The following is a 23849-nucleotide window of genomic DNA, read 5'->3' as shown; positions in this document are numbered from 1 at the left end:
CTTAATAAAAAGTTTTATCAAAACCAAATTTCAAGGAGAAGGTAATGAAATTTCCAGTAAAATTAGCAAGATCTATTGTCGTATGTGCTTTTTTAGCAGGTATAAGTGCTAGTGCATTAAGTGAAGGTAAAGAATATGTAATTCTTAAAAATCCTATTACTAACGCTGATAATTCATTGATTGAAATTTTTTCTTATCGCTGTACTCATTGCTATGATCATCACAAATTTAACACCATGGGTAAAATTAAAGAAAAATTACCTAATTTAACTTATAAATTTTATCCTGTAAGTTCTATGGGAGATTATGGAAAGCAAGCTAATGAAATTTTTGCTTTTGCGGCATTTAAGGATGGTGTAAATAAAATTGATCCTACGGATAAAAACAGTTTAACTCATAAAGTTGCTGAAGCTTATTTTAATGCATATTTTAAGAAAAAACAAAGATGGGAAAATGGTAAAAATCCTGAAGCTTTTTATAGTGTCGGTTTAAAGGCAATGAATGTAAGTAAAGCTGATTTGGAAAATTTCTTAAAAACTCCAGAGGCTGCAGAGTTTTTAAAAAGTTATGAAATTGCCAATCCCATTTCGCAAAATTATGGCACCCCTGCTTTTGTTGTTAATGGAAAATATCAAATCATTCCAAGTGCAATCAACTCTCCAGAGGCTTTGATTGAAATTACTAAAGAACTTAGCAAGCAAAAATGAGTTGTATAAAAATGAAAGATAATTGCAGAAATTTTTCAATTTCTAAATGGCAAGATACGCGCAAACCTTGGTTAATTTTGATTATAGTTACTATAGGGCTTACTTGTATAGCGCATTTTTTATTTCAAGAATATCTTTTTATGGAACCTTGCGAACAATGTGTGTATATAAGATTTGATATGCTTGTTATGGCTATAGGTGGTATGATTGCATTAATCAACCCTAAAAATAATATTATAAAAATTTTTTCTTATGGCTTAGCTTTTTATGGAATTTGGCTTGGCTTGGAGCATTGTATAACTTTAAATCATATTCATGAAGTGGTTCATTCTGAAAATCCTTTTGCAGGTGTAGATGGATGTCGTGAAATTCCTATTTATCCATTTAATTTACCTTTGCATGAGTGGGCTCCTAGTTGGTTTTTGCCAACAGGAGAATGTGGGATGGATACCCCTGTAGTTCCAGAAAATGCTTATAATCATCTTAATGCTTTTCAAAAATTTTTTATAGGAACTCCACCTAATTTTGAAAATGGGCTTTATAGCAATGGTTGGTATTTGATTCCTAGTTTAAAGTTTATGAATATGGCAATTTGCTGTCTTATAGCATTTTTATGTTGTTTTATTGTGCTTTTTGCAATGTTTATAGCCTATGTTTTAGATAAAAATAAACCTAATGCTAAAATTTTTGCATTGGTGATTGTTATTTTGGTTTTGGTGCTTAAATTTATAGGCGAACCAAAAAATCCAAATCAAAATATAGCTAGTTTAAATCATTTAAATCAAGTCATTTAAAGATACTCTTAAAATACACAACAAATTATTTTTGTTGTGTATTATTAAAATTTTATTAAGCTATCTTAGGATGGCTTAAATAATTTTAAAGGATTGATCATGAGACTTAGCAAAACTCTTTGTATGGCACTTTTGGCGGGTTCTACCCTACTTGCACCTAATGCTTTAATGGCCATGGGTGGTCCTAGTGGAGCGAAAATAGATTGGCAAATTCAAGGACAAATAGGTGTGATTAAAATGAATCCTTATGGATTGTCTCCTTTGACCGCTATTATTATGGATAATGGTTATGTCTTAAGTGATATAAAAGTAACCATTGTTCCTAAACCAAATGGTCAAACTATTTCTTATAATGTGAATTCTAAAATGGCTAAGACTTATGGTGGAATTCCTATTTTTGGACTTTATCCTTCTTATTTAAATACAGTAAAGGTAAGTTATACTAAAACTGCAAATGGTAAAAGTCAAAAAGTCATTGATGAGATTTATAAAATTACAACTCCAGGGGTTAGCATAGAACCAAGTGGAAGTACTGATCAAAGAGGAACTCCTTTTGAAAATGTGAAAGTATTAAAAATGGATCCAAAATTTTCAGATAGGCTATATTTAGTAAATAATGCTCCTGGAAAACAATCTGGCAAAGGCTCACAATCTGTATGGAATAATCCTGTAGGTGGTGCTATGGAATGGGATGAAAATTCAAATGTCTTTATCATAGATACTAAGGGTGAAATCAGATGGTATTTTGATAACGATAAACTAATGAACTGGGATAATATTTACAATCGTGGAATTATGATGGGTTTTCATCAAAACAAAGATGGAGCTTTAACTTGGGGATTTGGTCAAAGATATGTAAAATACGATATCTTAGGAAGAGAAATTTTCAATCGCAAATTACCTGCTACCTATATAGATTTTTCTCATGCTATGGACAATATGCAAAATGGGCATTATTTATTAAGAGTAGCTTCAGCAAATACTTTGCGTCCAGATGGTAAGCATGTACGCACAGTGCGTGATACTATTATAGAAGTAGATGAGAATGGTAATGTTGTTGATGATTGGAGATTGTATGAGATTTTAGATCCTTATAGAAGTACTATTATCAAAGCTTTAGATCAAGGTGCAGTGTGTTTAAATATAGATGCAAGCAAAGCGGGTAAAACTTTAAGTGATGAAGAACTTGCCAAAATGGATGAAAGCGACAAATTTGGAGATATAGCAGGTACAGGTATAGGTAGGAATTGGGCTCATGTAAATAGCGTTGATTATGATCCAAGTGATGATAGTATTATTATTTCTAGTCGCCATCAAAGTGCTGTTGTTAAAATTGGTCGTGATAAAAAAATAAAATGGATTTTAGGGGCACATAAAGGGTGGAATAAAGAATTTCAAAAATATTTATTGCAACCTGTAGATAAAAATGGCAAAAAAATTGTTTGTGATGATGATTATAGCAAATGCCCAGGTTATGAAAATGACAATGGTGGATTTGATTTCACTTGGACGCAACATACAGGCTGGAGAATTGATAGTAAATCAAACAAGCGTTATATTTATATAAGTGTTTTTGATAATGGTGATGCAAGAGGAGCTGAACAACCTGCGTTTGCAAGTCAAAAATATTCTCGTGCTGTAATTTATAAAATCGATCAGCAAAATAAAACTGTGGAACAAATTTGGGAATATGGTAAAAATCGTGGAAATGAATGGTTTTCTCCTGTAACTTCTCTAACTCAATATGAACCAGATAAAGATTCTATTATGGTTTATAGCGCAACAGCTGGAATGGCTTTTGATCTTAGCAAAGGTGTAAGTCTTGGGGAACCAAAACCTGAAATTGATGAATTTAACTGGGGTGCTAAGGAGCCTTCGGTTCAAATTCAATTTAGCGGTTCAGGCACGGGTTATCAAGCAATGCCTTTTAGTGTTGATCAAGCATTCAATCCTAAAAAATAAATAAGCCCAAAAATAAATTTGGGCTTATTTATTTTTTTTAAATAAAATTATCTTTGAAAATTTTATTTAATCAAGGATATAGTATGCGTAATTTTTTTTGCAAATTTGTTTTAGCGCTTGTATTTTGCTCAAGTTTTGCGTTAGCAAATAATAGTTTTATTACTCTTAATCCAAATTTACCCAACTCCGAAAATAGTGTAATAGAAGCATTTTCTTATAAATGTATACATTGTTATAATCATCATAAATTTGGAACCCTTGAAAAACTAAGAGAAGCTTTTCCAAATTTACATTTTAAACTCTATCCTGTAAGTTTAATGAATGGAGATTTTTCCAAAGAAATGAATGAGCTTTTTGCCTTTGCTCAATACAAAGATGAGCAAAATGGTAAAGACGCGAGTTATTCTGATAGTTTATCTCATAAACTTGCTGATGTTTATTTTGTTTCTTATTTTTTAAACAAGCAAAGAAATTTTTCGAATTTAGATGAATTTTACGACATAGGTTTAAAGGCTATGAATGTAAATAAAAATGAAGTATTAAATTTTTTAAATACCCCAAAAGCTAAAGAAATTTTAAGCGAGTTTCAAAGAGCTAATGATATAGCTAAAACCTATGGCACCCCTGCTTTTGTTGTTAATGGAAAATATCAAATTAACCCAAGTGCAATCAATTCGATGCAAGATTTAGAAGATCTAGTTAAAAAATTAAGCAATATGAAATAATAAATTTTTTAAGGCAATAAAAATTGCCTTAAAATTATTTTTTGATCATATTTGTATAAGGTCCATAGCGATGTTGGGTTGTAGAAAAGCTATCATCATAAGGTCCTACATCCATATCTAAAGGCTTAACCTTTCTATCTGGAAAGTCTTTATCTCTATTTGCTTTAATAGGACGAGCTTGTGAATTCATGTAAGCTGCTACATCATAAGCATCTTCAAGACTTAAGTCAGGCGCACCTTGAGGCATATTTTCTTTAATATAAGAAGCAGCTTTGATAAGACGATACATTCCAGCTCCTGTATTATAACTATCATTGCCCCAAAGTGGTGGATAAAGATAATACGCCCCTGCACTATCCTCATTTTTAAGTCCTAATCCATTTTCTTGATGACAAACGGCACATTTATCCATATAAATTGCCTTACCTTTTTTAGGATCAGCTGCTCTCGAGATGAAATCTATCTTCTTAAGCCCCTGCCCTTCTATCTTAGCTCCTACTGGAACTCCTTGAGATAACCATTGCATATAAGTTAGCATGGCTTTCATTTCAGGCGCATCACTAGGCATTCTTTTGCCATTCATAGAGCGTTCAAAACAGCCATTGATCCTATCTGCTAAGGTAATTACTTTATCTCCTCTGGCATTATATTGTGGAAATCTTGCCCAAATTCCTACAAAACCTGATTGATTTTGTACACTTCCACCATTAGCATGGCAACTTGAACAAGAAAGATTATTTCCCGCAAATCTTTTTTTAGGATCTTTGGCCTGTGGACCTACATATTTACTTGTTTCATTAAGAATTTTATTTCCCAAAATAACCATTTTGCTATATTCTGAATTTTTTGGCATTTTAGTTTCATCTATGGTACCATCTTCATTTAAAGCCTTAGGTAAATTCCATTTGGCAGTAGGTAGATCAATACCTGTTGCACTCTTAGTTTTTTCCAAATTTGGATCTAAGGCTAAAGCACAACTTCCACATAACAACAAAGTTAAAACTATAGAAAATTTATTCATCATTTTTCCTCCTTAAATTTGTCTAATTCGAATTCAGTATATAACTTTGCTTCAAAAAAGTCAATAAAAGTTAATAATATTTCAATAAAAAACTTCAAATTCTTAAAACAATATTTATTTGCCTTATAATTAAAACTTTAAAATAAAAATAAAGTTTTTTTTGATAAAATTGAAGTTTGCAATATTTTTAAAGGTTGGTTTAATGAAAAATTTAAGCATTCAAGAAAAAAAAGACTTAGATAACTGCGTTTTTCAAAATCTTGGAAGGCAAGATACTTTTACTTTAAGTGCGATTTTTAAAAATTTTTATTTAAAAATTAAAGCATTTATTTATTCTAAATAATACCACTTAAAATCTTTTTTTGTGTAAGAAAGATCTTTAAAAGAAGGCGATTGGATAAATAGTTTGCACTCTTTATCCAAATTTTCTATTCCGTATATTTTCATAGCCATTCTTGAGTCATGTCTTGTAAGTTCTATTCCAACGCAAGCTTGATTGTTGATTTTATAAAGCAAAGTACCACCATCTTTTTCATCTATATTTAAAACATCCAAATTCCTATCTTTACTCATATCTTTTACATCTTTACTAAAAGAATATCGGAGTTTATAATATATCATAATATCCTGCATGGTATTTTTCAAATTTTGTAAATTTTCATTAATCAAGTATCCATTATTTTTATAAAGTTTTAAAAAATCTTCATTAAGAAATTTTTGAAAACTTTTATCTTTAGATAATTTTTGACAAGAGTTATAGCTATTTAAAATTCTAACTTGACCAGCTTCTATTAAAAGCTCAAGGCAATCTTTATTTTCTTGTGAAAATTGTACTAATTTAACTTCTTGAATCTTAAAATCTTTGTTCGGTTTTTTTTCATAAGCAAAATCATTTAATTTTTCGTAAATATTAGCAAAACTTAAAGAATATAAACTAAAAAAAAATAAAATACACTTTTTCATTGAAAAAAATCTTTGTATTTATTTTTTAGAAATTCCACGACTTCTAAAATTTCATCAACCCCTTCTTTGTTCGAATTTTCGAGCACATTATCTATATTATCGATATAAGCTTCTATTGCATTTTCTAATTTTTCTCTTTTAACTCCAGCGTATAAAAGCATAGCTTCTAAAACTATGCTAAGCTCATATTGTAAATCTTCTAGTTCATTTTTTAAGGTTTTATTATTGTTTTGATTCATTGTTTTCCTTTTTAAGTTCTTTGCTTTTAATTAAATCAATAATTTGAGCCTTAATATGATTATAATTTGCTCCATCTTTAAATGTCGCAAAAAGTCCACCACTAGCATTTTTATGTCCACCACCACCTACTAAATTTTTAGCCATTAAACTTACATCTATTTTTCCATTTGCACGAAAACTTAAGGTTTTTCTAGAACTAACATCAATAAAAAAGTCATAATCAGGATTTTTTACTAAAAAATCATTTCCAATAACAGAAGTATTGCCTATATTTGAAGTTAAGATGCCTTTATGGCCTTCATATTCTATACTGAAATTTTCTTTTAGCTCACTTAGTTTTTCAACTACAAAATAAGAAATTAAATTAGAAAGAGTATCATCATTTTTTCTGGCAAAATAATCCTTTTTTATAAAATGAGTAGCATTATCGAGTAAAATATTCGCATTTTCTTTTCCTATAAATTTCCAAGCCTTATCAAGCAAGAAAAACATATAATCAATTTGCGATTCTTTAAACATCACGCGATTTATTTCTTTTGCATTGGCAATCAAGCCTAAAAAAACCTTTCCAAGTTCAAAATTTTCATCCTCGCTTAGCCAAATATCAACAGCATTAACTACATCAACAAATTTTGAAAGTTTTAAAACTGGGGTGCAGATTTTAGAGAAAAAATCATAAACGATTTTAGTTGCACATCTTTTAGAATCAAGTAAATACCAAGAATATTTTTGAGCGCATTCTTCACCACTCTGATGATGATCAAGAAGAAAAATTTTAATATTTTTCTCTTTACAAATTTTTTCAAATTCTTCGCATTGATTTAAATTTAAATTTAAATCTGTTATTAGAATAATAGCTTTTCCGAAATTTTCATCTTTTTCTATATCGCCTATAATAGAGTTAAAATTTTCATTAATTTCTTTACCATAATTAGAATTATAAAATTTCACATTTTTAAAATAAAAATTTACTACAAATTGACAAGCATAACCATCAAGATCTGTATGTGAAAGATGATAAATTTTCATTATATTCCTTAAAGTTCTATCCTAATAATACCCTCGGTATTAAAATTTGTATTTTCTGCAATTTCTGCAAAACTTAACACTACTATATTAATGCTAAAATTATAACAAATATCAGCAATGAATTTTCTAAGCTGCGGTTCAACGCAAAGTATAAAAGGCTTGATACGACCATTTGCTACCGCGGCAACTTCAGCCCTTAGAGTATCTACTAAAGTGCCTGTTTGAGCTACACTTAAAGGCAAGTGATAACTTCCATCTCTAAATTGTACATTTTCCATTAAAACTGCAGAGCTAGCAGAGTCTAAGATAAAAATATCCAAATTTCCTTTATCATCTAAATACATATTTGTAATCATCCTAGCTAAAGACGCCCTTACATGTTCAATAATCATATCAAAACTCTTGCTTACTTCTGCTATATCGCTTACAGATTCTAAAATAGTAAGCATATCTTTAATTGGTATGTGATGCTTAAGCAAGTCTTTGAGAATTTTTTGAATAAGACTTACAGGTGCAACACCTAAAGCACCTTCTACAATGATTGGATAATCATTTTTAACCTTATCAAGAAGATTTTGCACCTCTTGGCGTGTGAGAAGTTCGCTTGCGTGTGCTTTGATAAGTTCGCTCATATGTGTTGAAATAACACTTGCAGGATCTATTACTATATAGCCATTTAATGTTGCTTCATCTTTTAAATTCGCATCAATCCAAAGTGCATCAGAGTTAAAAGCGGGTTCTTTTGTAGCAATCCCTTCTATCTCTTCTGTGATAAAACCACTATCCATGGCTAAATATTTATCCGGATAAATTTCAGCACTTGCTATAGACACGCCCTTGAGTTTAAAACTATACTCATTTGGTTTAAGTCTTAAATTATCTCTTATTCTTATTTTTGGCATTAAAAATCCTAAACTTTCAGCAATGCTTCTTCTCATTGAGCGAATTCTTTCTGTAAGTTCGTTTTCAGCAAGCTTAATAAGTCCGTATCCAAGTTCAAGTTCTAAAATTTCAACTTTGAGTATGTCGTTAATCTTGTGCTCTTCTTCTTTGAGAATTTCTTCTTCGCTTTTCTTAGCAGGCGCTGCCGTTGTCCCACCTGCTCCACTTTGAGATGCAGCTGCAGCACTTGGTTTGCTTTTTTTAACTGTGGTTATATCAATTTTACCTTCCTTAACCTGCTTGGTAAGATAGCCAAGACTTAAAAAAACTAAAGCCATAAAGCCCAAGGATAAAGTTGGCAAACCAGGTACTAACGCAAAGATAAAAAGTACAAAACCTACTATTAAAAGCGTGCGATATTCACTTAAAAGTTGAGTTAAAGTTCCTTCTGCAAAATTTTCCTCATCTTTGCTTGCACGAGTGATAATTATAGCGGTTGCAGTAGAAGTAATAAGCCCTGGAATTTGCGATACAAGTCCATCACCTATGGTTAAAATAGTATAGGTAGATGCAGCATCGCTTAAAGCCATATCGTGCTGAAAAGATCCTATTAAAAAACCACCTATGATATTTATAATAGTTATGATAATTCCTGCAACAGCATCTCCTTTGATAAATTTAGAAGAACCATCCATTGCACCATAGAAGTTTGCCTCAGCAATAACTTCTTGACGTCTTGCTCTAGCGGTTTGTTCATCGATAAGTCCCGCATTTAAATCCGCGTCAATAGCCATTTGTTTACCCGGCATTGCATCAAGTGTAAATCTTGCTTGTACTTCAGAAACCCTTGTACTACCTTTTGTTACAACCATGAAATTAATTAATACTAAGATACAAAATACAATCACACCAATGACCATATTTCCACCAACAACAAATTCTCCAAATGCTGCTATAATCTCACTCACAGCTTCAGGGCCGTTTTGCCCTTCGCTTAAAATCATCCTTGTAGTAGCTATATTTAAAGAAAGTCTAAATAAAGTAATAATCAAGATTAAAGTTGGAAAAGTTGTTAAATCTGTCGGTTTAGGTATATAAATAGAAATTAAAATAATTAATACTGATAAAGCTATACTTAAAGCTAAGAAAAAGTCCAAAATAGGACTTGGTAAAGGAACTATGATAATAGCTAAAATGCAAACTAAAAAACCAACAATAGTTAAGCTTTTAGCTTTTAAAACAGGAGCAATTAAAGGCCCCAAAAAAGGAAAAACTAAATCGACTATTTTATTTTTTGCCATTATTTTTCATAATATCTTCTAAAGTAATAGAATCTAAAAATTCATCTACTTTATTTTGTAAATTTACTAACATAGGCATTAAGGTGCAATTTTTTTCTTTATTATTTGGACAAGTACCACCACTGCATTCAAATACACTGATATCCTTTTTTTCAGCACTATTAACAATTTCTTTTATAGTATATTGATTTGGTTCTTTGATTAATGCAAAACCACCTTTTGCCCCTTTAAAGGATTTTAACAAACCATCTTTAGCTAAAGTTTGTAAAATTTTAGCTAAAAAACTTTTGGGAATATCAAGCTCTAAAGCTAAAGAATCTACATCTTGAGGTGTTTCTTTTTGAGAAATATAAATTAAAGAAAGTAAAGCGTATTCGCTAGCTTTGGTAAATAGCACAGATTCTCCTTATTATAACTATAGAAATAGCTGTAATTATAATAAATAATTCTTAGAAAAAGACTTAAATTTTGACAAAACCTTCTAAAAAGGATAAATTCAGTTTATTTTTTGCTTTTTAAGATAAAATTACAGTTCTTTAATTTTATTATTTTACCAATCAGGAGGTCTATCATGGCTTTGGATTCGGCCAAAAAAGCAGAAATAGTTGCGAAATTCGCTAAAAAACCAGGTGATACTGGTTCAACAGAAGTTCAAGTAGCTCTTTTAACTGCAAGAATTGCAGAACTTACAGAACATTTAAAAATCTACAAAAAAGACTTTTCATCAAGACTAGGACTTCTAAAACTTGTAGGTCAAAGAAAAAGACTTTTATCTTATCTTAAAAGAAAAGATTATAATTCTTATAGTAAGTTAATTACTGAATTAAATCTTAGAGATAAATAATTTTTAAGCCCTTTTTACGGGGCTTTTTCTTTTTAAATTTCTTCTTTTGTAATCAGTTTTATATATCAAAAATACAAGAAAAATCTTACAAGATTTCCCTTTGTCCTTTGGCATCAGGTTCGCTTAAAATCCCGTTTTGCGTAAGTTGTTCAATAATATTTGCAGAGCGGTTATAGCCGATTTTTAAACGGCGTTGCAAATAAGAAATGCTTGTTTTTCCATCTTCTAAGATCACTCTTTTGGCTTCTTCATAAAGCTCATCTACTTCCCCATCAAAGCTTTCATTTGTTGTAACACCCACGCTTTGCTGATCTTTTAAAAAGCTTTCATCATATTCTACGCTTTGTTGATCCTTTAGAAAATCCACGATTTTTTCTATTTCAAATTCGCTTGCAAAAGGCGCATGCAAACGCACTATAGAGCTTGTTCCAGGAGGAGTAAATAAACAATCCCCTCTTCCAAGTAAACTCTCAGCACCCATAGCATCTAAAATAACTTTAGAGTCAATTTTTTGCCCTACTTTATAAGAAATTCTACTTGGCAAATTCGCTTTGATCAGCCCTGTTACAACATCAACAGAAGGTCGTTGCGTAGCTACAATCAAGTGAATTCCACTTGCTCTTGCCATTTGCGCAAGTCTTCCTATATAAAATTCTACATCTTTACCCGCAGTCATCATTAAATCAGCAAGTTCATCAATAATTACTACAATAAAAGGGAGCTCTTCGCTACCTAATTCTTTCATTTTCTCATTGTAATTTTCTATATTTTTGGTTTTTGCATCAGCCATTAAACGATAGCGTCTTTCCATTTCAGCCACCATATTTGAAAGTGCATTGACTGCTTTTTTTGGATCTGTGATAACAGGAGTTAAAAGATGAGGAATATCATTATAAATGCTAAATTCAAGCATCTTAGGATCTATCATCATCAAACGCAAGGTTTTAGGAGAGTTACGATATAAAAGACTTAAAAGCATAGAATTTATCCCCACACTTTTACCGCTACCTGTAGTTCCTGCGATGAGTAAATGCGGAAGTTTTTTAAGATCGGTTACAAAAGCATTGCCTACTATATCTTTGCCCAAAGCTATAGTTAAAGGACTTTTAGCATTTTTAAAAACTTCGCTTTGTAAAATTTCTCTTAGATAAATAGTTTGAATTTCATCATTTGGGACTTCTATGCCTACAACATCTTTTCCTGGTATTGGAGCTTGAATACGGATTGATTTTGCCATTAAAGCCATAGTTAAATCATCTTGTAAATTTAAAATACGACTTACTTTCACATCTGCGCTAGGACGAAATTCAAAAGTAGTTACCACAGGACCAACATAAGTGCTTATAACATCGCCACCTATTTTAAAACGACGCAACTTTTCAAGAAGATTATAAATTTTTTTATCTATTTCACTTTCATTGATTTCTTGTCTATGCTCTTTTGGATTAGCTAAAAAATCTAATGGTGGCAAGGTGAAATCTTTTGGTTTTTCTATCTCACCCTGCTCTATTTCACGCAATAAAGCTTGGTTAATAGCAATTTCTTTGGCTAAAACTGCTTTTTGAAGTTTAATTTCTTGATCATTTGTTTTTTCATTATCGATTTTAATTTCTGTATTTTGGATAAAATCGAGTGTATTTTTTTCTTCTATAACTATTTCATTTATATTTTTTATAGGAGTAGGTTCTATATAAGGATGATTTAACTCTTCTACAATAGGAGTAAATTCGAAGATATTGTCTGCTTTATCTGGATTTTTATTTTCATTTATTTTGTTTGATTCTTCTGTTTCTGTTTTGATTGTCTTTGAGTTATTAAAACTGTATTTATTCCCTTCTATAATATCGCTTGAATTTATCGCATCATATTCTTCTAATTTTTTAATTTCTTGTTTTACTTTATTTTCTAAAATTTCATTTTGATAGGCTTTGTATTCTTGTTCTAGTTTTTCTTTTTTTATCAAATTCTCTCTAAGTTCAAGCTCTTTTGTGAAAATTTTTGGTTTAACTTCCTGTTTAGAAACTGGAATTTCAATATTTTTACGCTTATAACTTGGCTCATCTAAATTTTTATTTGTATCTATTTGCTTTATATCTTCAAGTTTTTTAGGTTTTAAAAAACGTTCAGGAATCATATCTACCCCTTCCTCTGAAATAAAATTAAAATCTTCATCAAGGCTAATGCTCATTTTGCTAGCCTTTTGTGCGAAATTTCGCACTTGTTGAGAATGCTCATACACAAAACTTCTTGATTCTTTTAAGCTTTGTGTATCAATCTCTATGGTTTCATCTAAAATTTGATTTTTTAGTTTTTCAAAGTTTTCCTTAGCTGTGGTAATTGAATTTTTACTTGCATTGATATTGCAATCTTTGATTATCTGTTCTAAGTTATTGGTTTTTTCTTTTTTATTTATTTGCAAATTCTCATAAATACTATCTTGCAAAATATTTAATTTTGGAGCCATAGGTTCTGATTTACCTACATCTTCTTTCTCATTTTCTCCGCCAAATACACGCATAAGTAAAGATTTAAAAGCTTGCTCTACTTTTAATAAAAAAGTAAAATCTAATTCTATTTTTAAAATTTCTTTTGCAAATTTCGGAAACAATAAGATCAAAGAAAATAGCAAAAGTAAAAGAGCAAAAATTCCACTCCCTGTATGTCCTAAGATTATAGAAAAAAATCCATATACAATTTCTAAAATATACCCAAACTCTCTATAAAAGACAGAAAATAAAAGCAAAGTAGAAAAAAAGGCCAAAGAAAAACCAAAAAGCTCTCTACGCTTAAAATTTTCTATTTTATAATTTTTTCTATAGTAAAGATAATTTAACACAAGTAAAAAAAATGGATAATAATACCCAAATTCTCCAAATAAAAATAAATTAGCCTTGTAAACCCATTCTCCCATGCTAGGTGCTAGCATACAAAGACAAATATAAAAAATAACAAGTGTAGAGCTGGTAAAAATGGCTTCTTTTTTAATATTCTTTCCTTAAAAATAAAATCAAAGCCAAATTATACCATAAATTTTTACATATAATTTAATAAGCTAAGTTGAGAAATTGTTGTACTAGCCTTAAGAGAAGCTTGATATGCAAGTTGAACTTGCATTAAATTCATCATAGCTTCACCATAATCTACATCAATAACATTTGACTTAATGCTTTGCACATTTACGCTTAAGAAATTTACTCGAGTATTGACACCATCTATAGTATTATGATAAGCTCCCATGGTTGTATTAAGCTTGCTGATATGATCTGCTAAATGATCGAGTCTTTCTAAAGCTCCTTGCATTCCGGTATTTCTTGGATCGGCCGAATTTCCATCGGCTCTCATATTACCACTTAAAACCGCATCTATCATAGTATCTAAATCTTTTATAAGATCAACATTTGGTTCATCTATAACTAAAGCATTATTGGCACTAAAACTAAAATTTGGACCATTCTCTACTTGCGCAGTTGTAGTATAAGGTGGTTGCGGAAAATGTCCACTTTGAGAATCACTTAAAGAAATTCCTATGTTGGTTCCTGAGGATAGCTTATCGGTAACGCTAATGCGACCTTTATAATCCATGCTTACATCAACAGTAGCTTGAGAATCTTTCATGAGTTGTTGTAAACTATTATAACCATTTGCATCAACTTTTCCATTTGTAGCTGTTATGCTTTGGGTTGGAATTTTATCTGCGGCAAACATACCTATAATATCATTGATTTGACCATAAGTAATATCATTTGATCCTGTAACAACTCCACTATTTCCAGTTGCAGGATCAGTATGGGTTATAGGAAAACTTATGGTTTGACCTGGATTATTAGGATCAGGATAGCTTACAGTTGAAGTTTGTAAATTTATAGTAACATCGTAAGAATTTCCACCTTTGGAATTGACTTTTAAATTTAAAGTAGTACCATTTAGACTATTTCCTGCCATTACCTCGCTAAGTTTGGTTGAATCAGTTGCATAAGCATTACTTCCTTTAATAACTTGAGAAACATTACCATAAACAGTATTTCCATCTTTTTCAAAATAAACATTATCATAATCTGCACCATTGGCTTTGTTGCCAGCTGAATCAGTCATATTGCTTTTAATAAAATCAGTTTGAGCTAAACTAAAGGTAAACTCTTGCTCTTTTCCATCTTTTCCTGTTAATTTAATAGTAACTGGACTAGTTGGATTGGTAATATCACCATTTTTCATAGCCTCTTGCATAACAGCATTGGTAACATTATCCATGTTAAGATCATTATCCTTAACAAATTTTTCCATTGCCTTGAAACTTTCTGTTTTGTCCATTTGTGGAGTATAGGCTACGGCATGAAAGTCTAATTTATTATTGCCTTGTTTTAAATCTGTGATTTGAATTTGACCACTATTATTGATGCTTACTTCTACAACTTTATTATTAGCAGTGTTGCCATAAAGTGCACCAATTTGCTCTAATACATCTTCTATTTTATCATCTGGTTTTACTAAAACTGCACTTTTAAAGCTTGTTCCATCTGGTTTTGTTCCTTGAACATAGAGTGTTGAAGGTGGAAAATTAAGTTTTCGGTCTTTATCTTCAAAATCTATATCCGGATCTAATTTTCCATCTTTTACATAATTTTGCCCGATAAGCTGCTTCCAAGCAGAATCCCCGTTTAAATATTCTTGTTTATCTTTATCTGTATAACGATTATCTGTAAAACTGATATTAGTAGTAATTTGTTTTTTATAGTCTCCATCTGCTTTGAAAAATAAATCCCATCCAGGTATATTATAAGGACTTTCAGTTCCAGCTCCAGTTACTACATTGATATTATTTTTATCTCCATAATAATTACCATTGGAATCAAAAGGTTTATTTGCAACTTGTGAGCCTGCAAAAAGATACTGACCATTAACGCTAGTATTTGCAAGCTGAACTATACTCTCTTTTATGCGTTCTAATTCTTTTGCTATAGCCTCCCTTGAAGTTTGAGAGTTCCCATCACTTGCAGCTTGAGTTACTTTAACTTTAAAATCTTCAAGAAGTTTTACCATATCTTGCAAAGCTTTCATGCTGTTTTGAGTCATTTCTTTTGCACTGTTTGTTGCTTGTTTTACTTGTTCTAATGTTTTAATTTCATATTCAAGACGCGTATTATCTATATAAATGCTTGCATCTTCATATGAATTTTGTATTTTTAAACCTGAAGCAAGTTGTTGAGATATCTGATATAAAGCACTTTGACCGCCCATAGAATTATTCACACTATTTGTGAAATTAAGTTTATTTGTAATTCTCATTTTTTTCCTCTAAAGTATTAAAGTTAAAATCTTTTCAAACATTGCTAATAAACAAAAGCAATAACTGTTCCAAAAATTTAAATTACATAATTTTATATAATCTTTTTGAAAATACTTTTTATTTTTAAAGTATTTTTTAGTCTAAAAAAGTATAATTTCAACTTTAAATCTTAAAAATGAGCCCGAGTGGTGAAACTGGTAGACGCGCCAGACTCAAAATCTGGTAAGGGCAACCTTGTGTCGGTTCGAGTCCGACCTCGGGCACCACTTATTTTTTGCGGGAATAGCTCAGGGGTAGAGCACAACCTTGCCAAGGTTGGGGTCGCGAGTTCGAATCTCGTTTCCCGCTCCATAGAGTAAAAAAATATAAAATCTTTATTAATTATAAATTCTCACTTTTCTCTAATACTAAAAAATACTCATTTTCTAGAATTTCAAGTTCTTTTTGCATTACTTCAAGCTCTTGATAAAGCTTGTTAATACCTATTTCTTGATATACATTTGGATCGGATAAATCTTGATTTAATTTAGCTATCTTTTGCTCTAAAAAATCTATTTTTTCAGGATGGTTTTTTAATATCTCATTTTCTTTGTAGCTTAATTTTTTAGAGCTTTTTTCTTTTTGGTTATTATTTTGCTCTTGGGTTTGAAGCTCTAAAGCAAAATTATCCAATTCTTCAATTTCTTTTTCATTTTCAAGATATTCAGTATAAAGAGTGTGTAAAATATTTATATATCCATTTCCCTCAAAAGCATAAAGTTTTGTTGCGATTTTATCAACAAAATATCTATCGTGTGATACTAGCAAAATAGCCCCTTCAAAACTAAGTAAGTATTCTTCTAGTATATTAATCGTAGCTATATCAAGATCATTAGTTGGCTCATCTAAAATCAAAACATCATATTCTTTAGTAAAAAGCAAGGCTAAAGCAACGCGATTTTTCTCTCCACCACTTAAAAGAGCCACACTTTTATCTAAAAATTCCTTAGGAAATAAAAAATTTTTCAAATATCCATAAACATGCATATTTTTACCACGAACTTCAACCCTATCTCCACCATTGGGACAAAAAATTTCAAGCAAGCTTTTATCAGAATTTACCAAGCTTCTAGCTTGATCAAAATATCCTATCTTAAGCTCTCCGCGTTTTATTTCACCGCTATCTTGTTTTATTTGCCCTAGAAGAATTTTTAACAATGTCGATTTTCCACAACCATTTCTTCCTACGATAGCTATGCGTTCACCTTGTAAAATACGCGTTGAAAAATCTTTAAAAAGATTTTTATTGTTTATATTTTTGCTTATATTTTTAAGCTCAAAAAGCATTTTTTTACGATTGATCGTTTTTCCTCCATTAAAATTTAAGGCCGCTCTTGAAATTTCAAGTTTTAAGCGTTTGATTGCTCCGGGATTTTTTTTCGCTTCTTCACGCATTTTAAAAATGCGTTCTTTTCGTCCTTCATTTCTTTTAAGTCTTGCCTTAACCCCTCTTCTAAGCCATTCTTCTTCGCTTTTTAATTGCTTTAAAAGAGTTTCATGGCTCTTAGCAAGGCTTTGCAAAATTTGTGTTTTTTTCTCTAAATAGTTTGCATATCCGCCTTTAAAAATACTAAGTTTACCCTGCTCCACTTCTATACACTTGTGTGCTATAGCGTCAATAAAATATCTATCATGGGAAATAAAAATCACACACATCTTTGAATTTTTTAGCAATTCTTCTAAAAAGCTTGTCATATATACATCTAAATGATTAGTTGGCTCATCAAGCAATAAAATATCAGGATTTTTTAGTAAAAGTATGCAAAGGCCAACGCGGCGTATTTCTCCACCACTTAAAGTAGATATAATACGATTTTCATACTCAAGCAAACTAAATTCTTTTAAAACGCGTATTATTTTAGATTCTATATTCCAAGCATCTTTACTATCAATCAAAGTCATAAGCGTATCTATTTTTTTAAGATAATCTTTATTGCTAGGATCTTCTTCTAATTTTTTATGCAGTATTTCATATTCTTCTAAGGCATTGTAAATTTCTGCAAGCTCTTGCTTGATGGCTTCTTTTACACTTAAATTTGCGTTAAAATCAACGGTTTGTGAAAGCATGGCTATGCTTTTTCCATTTTGTCTTATTACTCTACCGCTATCTAAAGGAAGTGCGCCTAAAAGCATTTTTAAAAAAGTAGATTTTCCTTCTCCATTTTTGCCTATAATGGCAATCTTTTCTCCCTCGTTTGCGCTAAAATTTACTTCATTTAAAACTATTTTGTCTCCAAATTTTTTTGAAGCTTCAATTAAATCTATAAGAGCCATTTTTTATCCTTGACTGAGTTTAAAACTAAAACTAGAACCATAGCCTAAAGTGCTAGAAATTTCAAGATAACTTTTATGTATACTTAAAATTTTCTTTACTAAAAAAAGTCCCAAACCAAAAGAATTATCACTTTTTACATCAATTTTATAAAATTTTTTTGTAATCAATTTTATTTTATCTTCTTCTATACCTTTTCCAAAATCTTGCACTATTATCTTTTGATCTCTTGCTGTTAAAATGACTTCTTTTTGACTATATTTTAAAGCATTAGAAAGCAAATTTATAATCACTTGCTCGATTAAAAATTCATCAGCCTTAACTTTCGTGCTTTTACCTTGCAATACAACTCTTTCAAAGCCAGGGTTTTTAGTGATTTTTTCACACAGAGAAAAAAGATCAAATTCTTGCATCTGCAAGGCTTCACTATTAAGATTAAAAACAAAATTAAGCTTATGGGTTAAAGCATTAAGCTTAACGCTTTGACGTGAAATTTTTTCCAGTAATTCCTTTTTTAATTTTTTATCTTCCAATTTCTCATCTTTTAACATCTCTAAGCTAAGATCAATCACGCTTAATGGATTTTTAAGCTCATGAGAAATAGCAGAAATCACACTAGCAAGCTGAGTATTTTTTAAAGTGATTTTATCGCTTTGTTTTTTATTTTTCTGGGTATTCTTTAGAATTTTATCCTTAGTTTTTAAAAGCTTCTCATTTAGCAAATTAAATTCTTTAAACATTCCTTTTTCTAATATAACAACTTTATGATCCCCTATAGAATCTAAAAAATCCAAAATTTTATTAAAATTTTTCTCTATTCTTCTACCTAGCAACAACATTAAAATAAAAACAAACAGCAAGCACACTCCAAAATCGATTGCCATTTTTGTCCAAAAAAGTTCTAAATCTAAAAAACGAGGATAAACAATAATAATATATTTATATCCTTTGTAAATAAAGCTTTTAGTGAGAATTTTTTTTGAATCGAAATTTAAAATTTCTCCTTCTTTAAGATTAGAAAAAAAATCAGGATTTTTTACAGAACTTATTTTCATATCATTGTTTAGGATAATAAAATCAGCCCTAGTATCTTTAGCAAAATCCTTGATATTAGCATCATTTAAATGTTCTAAGAGAGAAAATTTTAAAACATCATCAAGGCTTTTGATTTTTTGCTCATATTGTTTTATAAGCAAGAAATTAAGATAAGAGTTAGTAAAAGTACAAAAAATAAACCCAAAAATCAAAGCCAATACAACAAAAAAAACTATAAAAATATTTTTAGTTTTTAGCATAATTTATAGCCAACACCTCTAACGCTTATAATATGATCTTTTAGTTTTGGAAATTTATTTCTAAGTCTTGTTAGAGCTATATTGATTGTTTTATCACTTGTAGTATCATCTTTCCAAACGCTTTCGCTTAAAAATTGTCTAGTAAGCAAGGTATTTGGATTTTCAAAAAAATATTTTAAAAGCTCATAGTCAAGATTTGAGATTTCTAATTTTTGATTTTTGTAAAAGAATTCATAATTAGCCAAATCTAAAATAAAATCACCAAAAGATAGTTTTTCTTCTTCTTTTTTATGGCGTTTTAAAATTGCTTTAATGCGAAGCAAAAGCTCATTAAAATCAAAAGGTTTACAAACATAATCATCACAACCACTTTCAAAGCCTTCGAGCAAATCTTGATGCAAAGCCTTGGCTGTAAGAAAAATAACTGCTTCTTTATATCCTTGCTCTCTTAAATCTTGAATTTTTTCTAAAGAATCTCCACTGGGCAAATTTCTATCGACTATTAAAAGATCGATTTGCTCATTATCGAGCAAATCTTCAACTCCAAAAAAATCCACTAAAGATATAACTTCATAACCACTAGATTTTAACTTTAAAACAAGCAGTTCGTTTAAATCTATATCATCTTCTATAATTAAAATTTTAAATTTCAACATATTGGACAAATACACACGCCTCTAATTGTTTTAGTTCATCTAATACTTCTTTCTGAACTTTTTCATCAATCAAAACAACAGCCAAAGCATACCCAAAACCATCTCTACCAAGCCTAAAATCAGCTATATTGATATTTTTAGCTGCCAAAACGGAGCTGATTTTAGCTATAACTCCTGGTATGTCTTTGTTTTTAAAAATAATCATTTTCCCTTTTGGCTTAAAATCAGTTTTAAAGCCATTTAATCCAACTATGCGTTGTTCATTTTCATTAAACACTGTTCCTGAAACACTGATATTTGAATTTTCGGTGATAATTTTAACGCTAAGTTTATTATTATAACCACTATTTGGAAGAGTTTCGCAAGATAATTCAACTCCTTTTTCTTTGGCAACAAATTCTGCATTAACATAATTAATTTTCTCTCCTAAAATTCCACCCAAAGCACCAACAGCTGCAAAGGTTAGCATAGAATTTGCATACTCGCCAATAATTCCTTCAGCCTCTAATTTAATACTTTTTATAGGATTTTTATCAATTTGAACAGCTAAAAAAGCCATTTTAGAAACAAGTTCTATATAAGGAGCTACAAAAGGTGGTAAATCTTCGGTTTTAATTGGCAAATTTAAGGCATTAGGATAAGCCACGCCTCGTGCTGCACTTAGTGCTTGCTCACAAGCTTCTCTTGCGATATTGTCTTGACTTTCTAAAGTATTCGCTCCTAGGTGAGAAGTAACTGAAATATTTTCAAAGTCTAAAAGAGGATGATTAGTCGCAGGTTCTTTATCGAATACATCTATACCAAGCCATGCTATTTTGCCACTTTTTAAACCTTCATATAAAGCTTCTTCTGTGTACAATCCTCCGCGAGCACAATTTATTAATCTTATTCCATCTTTCATTTTTGCAATTTCTTGCTTTCCTATCATACCATTGGTTTCTTTGGTTTTTGGTGTGTGAATGGTAATAAAATCACTTTTTTCTAAAATTTCATCCAAATTTTTTGCTTGCTCCATATCTAAATCTGTAATCTTAGAAGTAGAAATATACGGATCGTAGGCTAAAATTTTCATACCAAATGCTTTAGCACGGATAGCTACTCTTGAACCTATATTTCCAAAACCTATAACCCCTAGCGTTTTGTTCATCAATTCAATGCCATACCATTTTTCTCTTTTCCATTTTCTTTCAATTTTTAAAAAATTATGAGCATTAACAAAGCTTCTAGCTGATGTTAAAAGATGTGCCATTGTTAGTTCAACTGCGGCAATAGTATTTGCAGTTGGGACATTCATCACAATCACCCCTCTTTTAGAACACTCTGGAATATCAACATTATCTACGCCCACCCCAGCACGCACAAGCGCTTTTAATTTTTTGGCATGATTTAAGAAATTTATATCTACATCTGTAGAACTTCTAGTAATAGCAACTTCAACATCACCTAGCATTTGCATAAGTTCATCTTTTGGAACTTTTGCAGCTTCTATAAGCTCAATATCTTCAGCCTTTCTTAGGATATCGACACCTTTATCCAAAATAGCATCACATACTATAATCTTTTTTTTCATAGCCAAATTTCCTTTACTTCTGTATTTATTTTATATTTTTTTAATTCTTTCATAATATCATCTATAAGTTTTTCATTACCTGTATCCAAAAAGATTTCTGGACTATCGCCTGATTTAAGAAGAAAATACTTCACATTAAAAGAATTTAAAGTCTGTCTTAAGCAAAACATAGAATAAATATCATATTTTCCAACTATAAGTTGATAATATTTATTTTTCTCCTTAAGCTCGCTAGTATCCACATCAAAATATAAGGTAAATTTTTCTGCTGCTGGGGTAAAATCTCTTGTAGGCCATTTTGCTATTTCTTCTTGCCATGAAAGATCTTGATTTTGAGCTTGAATACTTGGCTGCGTATTTGTATCTTTAGCAAATTGTGGAATGAAATTTACATTAGCTTTAAATTGCCAAAGTAATGTAAAAACAACAGCAAGCAAAATGAGTAATAAAATACTCAAAATGCTTATTGTAATGTATTTTTTCATTAAGTTAGCTGATCTTTAATGATATCACCTAAAGTCACTTTATCATCATTATTGATTTCATTAAGAACTTCTCTTTCTTTCATTCTAATAAGATTTTTAACACTTAGGCGAATTCTATTTTTCTTTTCATCAATAAAAACTATAGCAGCTTCAATATCGTCGCCAATTTTCAAATTTTCAAGCATAGAAGTGCTTATATCTTCTTTATGAATTAAAGCATCAACATTTTTACTTAGCTCTACAAAAACACCAAAATCTTTAATATCACGGATAGCGCCTTTTACAATATCGCCGACTTTATGAATTTTGGCATATTCTTGCACTGGAGAACTGCTTAATTCTTTTGTGCTTAATGATATTTTTTGGTTTTCTTCGTCTATTTTGATAATTTTTACTTTGATTTTATCCCCTTGGGAGAATTTATCTTTGCACTTATCGTTTCTATCCCAAGAAGCATCTTCATTATGCAATAAACCTTCAATACCGCCAAGTTTAACAAATGCACCAAAAGAAGTTACCGAGGTAATTTCTCCTTCAACCACATCTGCAATTTTGTAAGATTTCATAAATTCATCAAAAGGTCTAGAAAGTAAATTTCTTAAAGATACTCTTAAGCGTCTTTCATTCGGATTGATTTCAATTACTTCAACATCAATTTCTTGACCTTTGTTGATATAATCTTTTGGATTTTTGATGTTTTTATCCCAAGAAATTTCACTGATATGTAAAAATCCTTCTATATCATTTCCTAAATCTACAAAAGCACCATAAGGCTCTATATTTGATACTATTACTTTAATGGTATCACCTACATCAAGAGTATCTTTTATCTCGCTCCATGGATCAGGTAAAGCCGCTTTTATAGATAAGGATAAATGTTTGCGTTCTTTATCATACTTTATTACTTTAACTGGAACTTTATCGCCCTCTTTATAAAGTGTTCCAGGATTTACAGGTCCTTTGTAAGAAATTTCGCTGTAATGAACAAGGCCATCAACACCTCCTACATCTACAAACATACCATAAGTGGTAATTTTTTTCACAATACCTTCAATTAAATCTTCTTGTTGTGCTACATTATTGATCAATTCTTTGCGTTTTCTTCTCTCCTCATCTAAAGTTTTTTTACGAGAAACAATGATACTTTGCTCATCTTTGTCGATTTTAATAATTTTAACTTTAAACGTTTTGCCTATAATGTTATTTGTTTCTTTGAAGCCATATTGAGATTTTGGCAAGAAAAATTCAACATCATTTTCATCAACAACTATCAATCCGCCTTTATTTTTTCCAACTACTTTTACGGTAAAAATATCATCTTGATTTTCTTGATAGTTTTTAATAAATTCAATAACTTTTTCTTTTCTCAAAGCTTTTTTATGAGAAAGTAAAGATCTGCCACCACGAGAACCCATAACAGAAACTTTAATACTATCGCCTACATTAAATAATAGCTTAGAATTGTCATCTTGTATTTCGCTAAGAGCTAAAATACCTTCAGATTTTTTGCCTATATCTACATAAACTTCATCATTTTTGATCTCTACAATCACACCCTCTGTTGTAGCCTCTTCTCTTGATTTATCGAAAGCCTCTAAAAGCAGTCCAAAATCTTCTTCCTCAAGATAATCGTCTACAATGCCTTGAACTTTTTTGTTCACCTCGCTCATTATGGTCCTTTAAAATAATTTTTAGAAATTGATTGATTTTACCTTATTTTTCTTTAATTAGTGTTAAGTTTTTTTATTTTTGTTAATTTTTTTTAAATTTTTGACTTTTT

At 30.3% G+C, this 23849-nt stretch carries 20 protein-coding genes and 2 tRNA genes; 8 read left to right on the top strand and 14 right to left on the bottom strand.

The window, feature by feature from the left end; genetic code table 11:
- Positions 1-44 precede the first annotated feature (44 nt).
- The 4 genes from AJ932_RS06860 to AJ932_RS06845 all read left to right on the top strand — a co-directional run bounded on the left by AJ932_RS06860 (position 45) and on the right by AJ932_RS06845 (position 4188).
- On the top strand, positions 45-707 hold the full coding sequence (locus AJ932_RS06860; RefSeq protein WP_070278576.1) for a thiol:disulfide interchange protein DsbA/DsbL: 663 nt from the start codon (positions 45-47) through the stop codon (positions 705-707).
- On the top strand, positions 704-1501 hold the full coding sequence (gene dsbI / locus AJ932_RS06855) for a protein-disulfide oxidoreductase DsbI (protein ID WP_044780496.1): 798 nt from the start codon (positions 704-706) through the stop codon (positions 1499-1501). The genes AJ932_RS06860 and dsbI overlap by 4 nt, the downstream gene beginning before the upstream one ends.
- Before the next feature lie 99 nt (positions 1502-1600).
- Positions 1601-3463 (top strand): aryl-sulfate sulfotransferase, encoded by a 1863-nt coding sequence (locus tag AJ932_RS06850; protein WP_044780497.1) that lies wholly within the window; start codon positions 1601-1603, stop codon positions 3461-3463.
- 83 nt (positions 3464-3546) lie between these two features.
- Positions 3547-4188, top strand: coding sequence for a thiol:disulfide interchange protein DsbA/DsbL (locus AJ932_RS06845; RefSeq protein WP_002861504.1), 642 nt, complete (start codon positions 3547-3549; stop codon positions 4186-4188).
- 34 nt (positions 4189-4222) lie between these two features.
- Here AJ932_RS06845 and AJ932_RS06840 read toward each other — a convergent pair whose 3' ends face one another.
- A complete protein-coding gene (locus tag AJ932_RS06840; RefSeq protein ID WP_044779283.1) occupies positions 4223-5209 on the bottom strand; it encodes a c-type cytochrome in 987 nt (328 codons plus the stop codon).
- Between the two features lie 202 nt (positions 5210-5411).
- On the opposite strand from AJ932_RS06840, the gene AJ932_RS10560 reads away from it, so the two are divergent.
- Positions 5412-5552 carry a hypothetical protein gene (locus AJ932_RS10560; protein WP_002861506.1) on the top strand — a complete coding sequence of 47 codons (141 nt, stop codon included), beginning with the start codon at positions 5412-5414 and terminating at the stop codon, positions 5550-5552.
- Here the strand turns inward: AJ932_RS10560 and AJ932_RS06830 are convergent.
- From AJ932_RS06830 to AJ932_RS06810, 5 genes are read right to left on the bottom strand one after another with little or no spacing between them, the layout of a single operon-like run.
- Positions 5540-6172, bottom strand: a complete 633-nt coding sequence (locus AJ932_RS06830) for a hypothetical protein (RefSeq protein ID WP_070278574.1) — start codon at positions 6170-6172, stop codon at positions 5540-5542. The two genes, AJ932_RS10560 and AJ932_RS06830, sit on opposite strands and share 13 nt — an antisense overlap.
- Entirely contained in the window at positions 6169-6411 is a 243-nt protein-coding gene (locus AJ932_RS06825) for a hypothetical protein (protein WP_002852415.1), read from the bottom strand. Before AJ932_RS06825 ends, AJ932_RS06830 begins: the two co-directional genes overlap by 4 nt.
- The gene (locus AJ932_RS06820; RefSeq protein ID WP_002861508.1) at positions 6395-7441 is read right to left on the bottom strand and encodes a DHH family phosphoesterase; all 1047 of its coding nucleotides are present in this window, start codon (positions 7439-7441) and stop codon (positions 6395-6397) included. The genes AJ932_RS06825 and AJ932_RS06820 overlap by 17 nt, the downstream gene beginning before the upstream one ends.
- An 8-nt stretch (positions 7442-7449) precedes the next feature.
- Positions 7450-9624 (bottom strand): flagellar biosynthesis protein FlhA, encoded by a 2175-nt coding sequence (gene flhA, locus AJ932_RS06815; protein ID WP_002852599.1) that lies wholly within the window; start codon positions 9622-9624, stop codon positions 7450-7452.
- Positions 9611-10021, bottom strand: coding sequence for an Rrf2 family transcriptional regulator (locus tag AJ932_RS06810; protein ID WP_002861509.1), 411 nt, complete (start codon positions 10019-10021; stop codon positions 9611-9613). The genes flhA and AJ932_RS06810 overlap by 14 nt, the downstream gene beginning before the upstream one ends.
- Before the next feature lie 174 nt (positions 10022-10195).
- Here AJ932_RS06810 and rpsO point away from each other — a divergent pair, with 174 nt between their 5' ends.
- Positions 10196-10468 carry a 30S ribosomal protein S15 gene (rpsO, locus tag AJ932_RS06805; protein ID WP_002852579.1) on the top strand — a complete coding sequence of 91 codons (273 nt, stop codon included), beginning with the start codon at positions 10196-10198 and terminating at the stop codon, positions 10466-10468.
- 85 nt (positions 10469-10553) lie between these two features.
- On the opposite strand, the gene AJ932_RS06800 is transcribed toward rpsO, so the two are convergent.
- Together AJ932_RS06800 and flgL are read right to left on the bottom strand one after the other, a co-directional pair.
- Positions 10554-13394, bottom strand: coding sequence for an FtsK/SpoIIIE family DNA translocase (locus AJ932_RS06800; protein WP_070278572.1), 2841 nt, complete (start codon positions 13392-13394; stop codon positions 10554-10556).
- A 107-nt stretch (positions 13395-13501) separates the two neighbouring features.
- On the bottom strand, positions 13502-15751 hold the full coding sequence (gene flgL, locus AJ932_RS06795; RefSeq protein ID WP_044779240.1) for a flagellar hook-associated protein FlgL: 2250 nt from the start codon (positions 15749-15751) through the stop codon (positions 13502-13504).
- Positions 15752-15931: 180 nt separating this feature from the next.
- Here flgL and AJ932_RS06790 point away from each other — a divergent pair.
- Both AJ932_RS06790 and AJ932_RS06785 read left to right on the top strand, forming a co-directional pair.
- Positions 15932-16018 (top strand) — tRNA-Leu (locus AJ932_RS06790).
- 10 nt (positions 16019-16028) lie between these two features.
- A tRNA-Gly gene (locus AJ932_RS06785) sits at positions 16029-16103 on the top strand.
- Positions 16104-16133: 30 nt separating this feature from the next.
- Here AJ932_RS06785 and abc-f read toward each other — a convergent pair.
- The 6 genes from abc-f to AJ932_RS06755 are packed head-to-tail and all read right to left on the bottom strand — an operon-like array spanning position 16134 to position 23739.
- Positions 16134-18065, bottom strand: coding sequence for a ribosomal protection-like ABC-F family protein (abc-f, locus tag AJ932_RS06780; RefSeq protein ID WP_070278570.1), 1932 nt, complete (start codon positions 18063-18065; stop codon positions 16134-16136).
- Positions 18066-18068: 3 nt separating this feature from the next.
- Positions 18069-19358, bottom strand: coding sequence for a sensor histidine kinase (locus AJ932_RS06775; protein WP_070278568.1), 1290 nt, complete (start codon positions 19356-19358; stop codon positions 18069-18071).
- Positions 19352-20014, bottom strand: a complete 663-nt coding sequence (locus AJ932_RS06770) for a response regulator transcription factor (RefSeq protein WP_004305935.1) — start codon at positions 20012-20014, stop codon at positions 19352-19354. The genes AJ932_RS06775 and AJ932_RS06770 overlap by 7 nt, the downstream gene beginning before the upstream one ends.
- Entirely contained in the window at positions 20001-21584 is a 1584-nt protein-coding gene (gene serA, locus AJ932_RS06765; protein ID WP_070278566.1) for a phosphoglycerate dehydrogenase, read from the bottom strand. Before serA ends, AJ932_RS06770 begins: the two co-directional genes overlap by 14 nt.
- Complete coding sequence (locus AJ932_RS06760) at positions 21581-22069, bottom strand: hypothetical protein (protein WP_070278564.1); 489 nt, start codon at positions 22067-22069, stop codon at positions 21581-21583. The genes serA and AJ932_RS06760 overlap by 4 nt, the downstream gene beginning before the upstream one ends.
- Positions 22069-23739 carry a 30S ribosomal protein S1 gene (locus tag AJ932_RS06755; protein WP_070278561.1) on the bottom strand — a complete coding sequence of 557 codons (1671 nt, stop codon included), beginning with the start codon at positions 23737-23739 and terminating at the stop codon, positions 22069-22071. Before AJ932_RS06755 ends, AJ932_RS06760 begins: the two co-directional genes overlap by 1 nt.
- Between the last annotated feature and the right edge of the window lie 110 nt (positions 23740-23849).

The organism is Campylobacter sp. BCW_6873, from assembly GCF_001762365.1.
Lineage (GTDB): Bacteria > Campylobacterota > Campylobacteria > Campylobacterales > Campylobacteraceae > Campylobacter_D > Campylobacter_D jejuni.
The sequence above is the reverse complement of the archived record's forward strand: the minus strand, read 5'-3'. Positions and strand labels throughout refer to the sequence as shown.

Bases quoted from the DNA above. Each gene is read 5' to 3' on its own strand.
- AJ932_RS06860 (WP_070278576.1), top strand. From the start codon at position 45: ATGAAATTTCCAGTAAAATTAGCAAGATCTATTGTCGTATGTGCTTTT.
- dsbI (WP_044780496.1), top strand. From the start codon at position 704: ATGAGTTGTATAAAAATGAAAGATAATTGCAGAAATTTTTCAATTTCT.
- AJ932_RS06850 (WP_044780497.1), top strand. From the start codon at position 1,601: ATGAGACTTAGCAAAACTCTTTGTATGGCACTTTTGGCGGGTTCTACC.
- AJ932_RS06845 (WP_002861504.1), top strand. From the start codon at position 3,547: ATGCGTAATTTTTTTTGCAAATTTGTTTTAGCGCTTGTATTTTGCTCA.
- AJ932_RS06840 (WP_044779283.1), bottom strand. From the start codon at position 5,209: ATGAATAAATTTTCTATAGTTTTAACTTTGTTGTTATGTGGAAGTTGT.
- AJ932_RS10560 (WP_002861506.1), top strand. From the start codon at position 5,412: ATGAAAAATTTAAGCATTCAAGAAAAAAAAGACTTAGATAACTGCGTT.
- AJ932_RS06830 (WP_070278574.1), bottom strand. From the start codon at position 6,172: ATGAAAAAGTGTATTTTATTTTTTTTTAGTTTATATTCTTTAAGTTTT.
- AJ932_RS06825 (WP_002852415.1), bottom strand. From the start codon at position 6,411: ATGAATCAAAACAATAATAAAACCTTAAAAAATGAACTAGAAGATTTA.
- AJ932_RS06820 (WP_002861508.1), bottom strand. From the start codon at position 7,441: ATGAAAATTTATCATCTTTCACATACAGATCTTGATGGTTATGCTTGT.
- flhA (WP_002852599.1), bottom strand. From the start codon at position 9,624: ATGGCAAAAAATAAAATAGTCGATTTAGTTTTTCCTTTTTTGGGGCCT.
- rpsO (WP_002852579.1), top strand. From the start codon at position 10,196: ATGGCTTTGGATTCGGCCAAAAAAGCAGAAATAGTTGCGAAATTCGCT.
- AJ932_RS06800 (WP_070278572.1), bottom strand. From the start codon at position 13,394: ATGCTAGCACCTAGCATGGGAGAATGGGTTTACAAGGCTAATTTATTT.
- flgL (WP_044779240.1), bottom strand. From the start codon at position 15,751: ATGAGAATTACAAATAAACTTAATTTCACAAATAGTGTGAATAATTCT.
- abc-f (WP_070278570.1), bottom strand. From the start codon at position 18,065: ATGGCTCTTATAGATTTAATTGAAGCTTCAAAAAAATTTGGAGACAAA.
- AJ932_RS06775 (WP_070278568.1), bottom strand. From the start codon at position 19,358: ATGCTAAAAACTAAAAATATTTTTATAGTTTTTTTTGTTGTATTGGCT.
- AJ932_RS06770 (WP_004305935.1), bottom strand. From the start codon at position 20,014: ATGTTGAAATTTAAAATTTTAATTATAGAAGATGATATAGATTTAAAC.
- serA (WP_070278566.1), bottom strand. From the start codon at position 21,584: ATGAAAAAAAAGATTATAGTATGTGATGCTATTTTGGATAAAGGTGTC.
- AJ932_RS06760 (WP_070278564.1), bottom strand. From the start codon at position 22,069: ATGAAAAAATACATTACAATAAGCATTTTGAGTATTTTATTACTCATT.
- AJ932_RS06755 (WP_070278561.1), bottom strand. From the start codon at position 23,739: ATGAGCGAGGTGAACAAAAAAGTTCAAGGCATTGTAGACGATTATCTT.